A 4882-nucleotide genomic window follows, 5' to 3' on the forward strand; every position below is an offset into this window, starting at 1 on the left:
CTTTTTGTTTTTTTTTTTTTTTGTCCCGCCGACTCCCCGGTGCTATATCCATTAAGCCTATGGCCGCGTCAGGTGTTTATAAGGGGCAGCGTCCACGGCCCCCGGGCTCCGCCCGTACCCGCCCCTCGATCGCCGGCGGGGCTCACATGACGGCGCTCCGCGCCCGGGGGTCCGGGGGCCGGCCCCCGGCAGCGGCGCTGCAGGCTGCGGGCTACGCCTCGTACGGGCGGGCCCGCCACGGGGCCAGGGCCGGGCGGAGTGCTTCGATGCCGCCCTCGGAGGCCAAGGCGGCGGACAGGGCCAGGACCCCGGTCACCAGCCCGGGATTGCCCAGCTCGCCCGCGAGGATCCCGCGCACCAGGTCCCCGAGAGGAACACGCGCGAGTTCCATGTCCGCCTCCTCCTCGGAGACCTCGTACCGCGCCCCCTCCGCCTCCGCGAGGTCCCGCGCCAGGAAGACCCGTACCGCCTCGTCCGAGCCTCCCGGGGAGGTGAAGAAGTCGGCCAGGACGCGCCAGTCCTCCGCCTTGAGGTGTGCCTCCTCGTACAGCTCCCGCTGGGCCGCGTGCAGCGGGTTCTCCCCCGCCACGTCCAGGAGCCCCGCCGGCAGCTCCCACAGCCGGTGCCGTACCGGGTGCCGGAACTGCCGAAGGACCAGGACCCGCTGCTCCTCGTCGAGGGCCAGCACGCACACCGAGCCGGGGTGCACCTGGTAGTCGCGGCGCACCACCGAACGGTCGGGCATGCGGACCTGGTCGGACTTGACGGACGTCTTCGCGCCCTCGAACGGGGTGCGCGAGGCGACGACCTCCCACGACTCCGGTGTGTCCACGATGTCGTTGCCGATGTCGTTGCCCATGGCCATGGCCGATACCTTCCCGAGAACGCGACAGCCGGGGCACGATCCGTGCCCCGGCTGTCTACGTTATGCGGTCAGGCGCTCACTTCGCGGACTGCTGCCGCTCCACGGCCGCCTTGACCAGGCCCGCGAACAGCGGGTGCGGGCGCGTGGGGCGCGAGCGCAGCTCCGGGTGGGCCTGGGTGGCCACCAGGTAGGGGTGCACCTCGCGCGGGTACTCGACGTACTCGACGAGCTTGTTGTCCGGGGAGGTGCCGGAGAAGACCAGACCCGCCTTCTTCTCCAGCTCGCCGCGGTAGGCGTTGTTGACCTCGTAGCGGTGGCGGTGGCGCTCGTCCACGTACGCCTGGTCGCCGTAGACCTCGCGCACGATGGAACCCTCGGCGAGCTTCGCCGGGTACATGCCCAGACGCATGGTGCCGCCCAGGTCGCCCGCGCCCTCGACGAAGGCCAGCTGCTCCTCCATGGTCGAGATGACCGGGTGCGGGGTGGAGGCGTCGAACTCGGTGGAGTTCGCGTCCTCGATGCCCGCGAGGTTGCGCGCGGCCTCGATGACCACGCACTGCAGGCCCAGGCACAGGCCGAGCAGCGGGATCTTGTTCTCGCGGGCGTAGGTGATCGCGCCGACCTTGCCGTTGACACCGCGGTCGCCGAAGCCGCCGGGCACGCAGATCGCGTCCACGTCGGCCAGCTGCGCCGCCGCGCCCGCCGGGGTCTTGCAGTCGTCGGAGGTGACCCACTTGATCTGGACCCGGGCCTTGTTGGCGAAACCGCCGGCGCGCAGCGCCTCGGTCACCGACAGGTAGGCGTCGGGCAGGTCGATGTACTTGCCGACGAGCGCGACCTTGACCTCGTGGTCGGGGTTGTGGACGCGGTCCAGCAGGTCCTCCCACACCGTCCAGTCGACGTCGCGGAAGGGCAGGTCGAGCTTGCGCACGACGTACGCGTCCAGGCCCTCGGTGTGCAGCACCTTCGGGATGTCGTAGATCGACTTGGCGTCGATGGCCGCGACCACGGCCGCCTCGTCCACGTCGCACATCAGCGAGATCTTGCGCTTGATCGAGGTCGGGACCTCGCGGTCGGCGCGCAGCACGATCGCGTCGGGCTGGATGCCGATGTTGCGCAGGGCCGCGACCGAGTGCTGGGTCGGCTTGGTCTTGAGCTCGCCGGAGGGGCCGATGTAGGGCAGCAGCGAGATGTGCACGACGAAGACGTTGTCGCGGCCGACCTCGTGGCGGACCTGGCGGACGGTCTCCAGGAACGGCAGCGACTCGATGTCGCCGACGGTGCCGCCGACCTCGGTGATGACGACGTCGACGTCCTCGGTCGCCATGCGGCGGATGCGGTGCTTGATCTCGTTGGTGATGTGCGGGATGACCTGCACGGTGTCACCGAGGTACTCGCCGCGCCGCTCCTTGGCGATGACCTGCGAGTAGACCTGGCCGGTGGTGACGTTGGCCGAGCCGTCGAGGTCGACGTCGAGGAAGCGCTCGTAGTGGCCGATGTCCAGGTCGGTCTCGGCGCCGTCGTTGGTGACGAACACCTCGCCGTGCTGGAACGGGTTCATCGTGCCGGGGTCGACGTTCAGGTACGGGTCGAGCTTCTGCATCGTGACCCGCAGACCGCGCGCCTTCAGCAGCGCGCCCAGGCTGGAGGCCGTCAGGCCCTTGCCGAGGGAGGAAGCGACACCCCCGGTGACGAAGATGTGCTTGGTCGTCATGGATTTGGGCGGCATCGCCAAGAGGGGGCTCCCGTGGTCGCGAGGTGAGGTGCGTCCGGCGCCGGCCACCGTCGATCCGGAAGGGTCTCAGGGGGCGCCGAAGCTGCGGTTTCGGGGCTCCTGATTCGCACAGGCAGACCACCGGTCCACGGGGTACCAGCCTATCAGCGCCCGGGCCGGTCCGCCTCCGGCCACGCGGCGTCAGCGACCGGTAGCAGGGCGCCGAAGTGCGCCGGGGCTGCGCGGCGCCTCCTCACCCGTTCGGCCCATCGGCATTCTTCCGCGGCTTAAGGAGATCACTAGGGTGCCGTCATATCCTGCTCGGATATCGCACACATCACCGCCGGGCAGTCCGTCGGACGGCCTAACCGAGCCGATATACGGAATCATGGGCTCAACGCGGAGATCCCCACCCACAGGTGACCGCGCAACCGCGCAATGCAAGCGCCCTTCGGGGCGGACGTGGCCGTTCGACTGGAGATGCAACGTGTCCGGGCGCATCGAGGATTACGCACTGATCGGGGACATGCAGACCGCGGCGCTGGTCTGCCGGGACGGAGCGGTGGACTGGCTGTGCCTGCCACGCTTCGACTCGCACGCCGTGTTCGCGAGCATTCTCGGCACCGAGGATCACGGGTTCTGGCGGATCGGCCCGGCGTATCCGGCCGGCTCCGAGGCCCCTCGTGCCGACCGCCGCCGCTACCGCGGTGACTCGCTGGTGCTGGAGTCGGAGTGGGACACGCCCCGCGGAAAGGTCCGCGTGATCGACTTCATGCCGCCCCGCGAGGACCACGCCCCGCAGCTCATCCGCATCGTGGAGGGCATCAGCGGGCGCGTCCCGATGCGCTCGGCGCTGCGGATGCGCTTCAGCTACGGGCGGGTCGTGCCCTGGGTGCACAAGGTCGACGGGCGCACCGTCGCCGTCGCCGGCCCCGACTCGGTCTGGCTGGACACCGAGGCCCAGACGTACGGCAAGGACCTGACGACGTACTCCGACTTCACCGTCGGACCCGGCGACCGGATGGCCTTCAGCATCAGCTGGCAGCCCTCGCACAAGGGCGCGCCGGAACTCCCCGACGCCGGGGCGGCCCTGGAGTCGACCACCGAGTTCTGGCGCGAGTGGGTCGACCAGTGCACGTACCACGGTCCCTACCGGGAGGCCGTGGTCCGCTCCCTGATCACCCTCAAGGCCCTCACGTACGCCCCCACGGGCGGGATCGTCGCCGCGCCGACCACCTCCCTGCCCGAGGAGATCGGCGGGGTCCGCAACTGGGACTACCGCTACACGTGGCTGCGCGACGCGGCCATCACCCTCTCCTCGCTGCTGCGCACCGGCTACCGCGAGGAGGCCCGCGCCTGGCGCGAGTGGCTGCTGCGCGCGGTGGCCGGCGACCCGGAGAACCTGCAGATCATGTACGGGATCGCGGGCGAGCGGGAGCTCGGCGAGACCGAGCTGGACTGGCTGCCGGGCTACGAGAACTCCCGCCCGGTCCGCGTCGGCAACGGCGCCGCGGGCCAGCTGCAGCTCGACGTCTACGGCGAAGTCACCGAGGCCCTGCACCTGGGCCACATGACGGGCCTCGCCCGCAGCGACTACGCCTCGCTGCTCCAGCTCAAGCTGATCCGCTACCTGGAGACCCACTGGGACCAGCCGGACGAGGGCATCTGGGAGGTGCGCGGCCCGCGCCGCCACTTCGTGCACTCCAAGGTGATGGCCTGGGTGGCCGTGGACCGCACGATCAAGCTGATCGAGAGCGGCGACGCGGACGGGCCGCTGGAGCGGTGGCGCGAGCTGCGGGACGAGATCCACCAGGACGTGTGCGAGAAGGGCTACGACAAGGAGCGCAACACCTTCACCCAGTCGTACGGGTCGAAGGAGCTGGACGCCTCCCTGCTGCTGATCCCGCAGATGGGCTTCCTGCCGCCGGACGACAAGCGGGTCATCGGCACCATCGAGGCGATCCAGCGCGAGCTGTCCACTCCCGACGGTTTCATCCTGCGCTACCCGACGGCGGGCGAGGAGGCCGGTGTGGACGGCCTGGAGGGCGACGAGGGGGCCTTCCTGGCCTGCTCGTTCTGGATGGCCGACGACCTGGCGATGATCGGCCGGGTGGACGAGGCGCGCCGGCTGTTCGAGCGGCTGCTGTCGCTCCGCAACGACCTGGGTCTGCTGGCGGAGGAGTGGGATCCGCGACTCCAGCGGCAGGTGGGGAACTTCCCGCAGGCCTTCAGCCACGTTCCGCTGATCGACACGGCGCTGCGGCTGACGGCGAGCGGGGCGTACGGGGGCTAGCGGGGCGTTC

The 4882-nt window shown here is 70.2% G+C and carries 3 protein-coding genes; 1 reads left to right on the top strand and 2 read right to left on the bottom strand.

Annotated features, from left to right (window positions below; all coding sequences use genetic code 11):
- Positions 1-211 precede the first annotated feature (211 nt).
- Positions 212-865: an NUDIX hydrolase gene (locus PV721_RS41205; protein ID WP_319733693.1), complete on the bottom strand. Its 654-nt coding sequence runs from the start codon at positions 863-865 to the stop codon at positions 212-214.
- Between the two features lie 76 nt (positions 866-941).
- Positions 942-2594 (bottom strand): CTP synthase, encoded by a 1653-nt coding sequence (locus tag PV721_RS41210; RefSeq protein WP_319733696.1) that lies wholly within the window; start codon positions 2592-2594, stop codon positions 942-944.
- Positions 2595-3066: 472 nt separating this feature from the next.
- Between PV721_RS41210 and PV721_RS41215 the strand changes: the two genes are divergently transcribed.
- Positions 3067-4872 carry a glycoside hydrolase family 15 protein gene (locus tag PV721_RS41215; RefSeq protein ID WP_319733698.1) on the top strand — a complete coding sequence of 602 codons (1806 nt, stop codon included), beginning with the start codon at positions 3067-3069 and terminating at the stop codon, positions 4870-4872.
- Positions 4873-4882: the final 10 nt, after the last annotated feature.

Source organism: Streptomyces sp. MB09-01, assembly GCF_033794505.1.
Classification (GTDB): Bacteria; Actinomycetota; Actinomycetes; order Streptomycetales; family Streptomycetaceae; genus Streptomyces.

Coding starts and splice junctions, on each gene's coding strand:
- PV721_RS41205 (WP_319733693.1), bottom strand. CDS start 865: ATGGCCATGGGCAACGACATCGGCAACGACATCGTGGACACACCGGAG.
- PV721_RS41210 (WP_319733696.1), bottom strand. CDS start 2,594: ATGCCGCCCAAATCCATGACGACCAAGCACATCTTCGTCACCGGGGGT.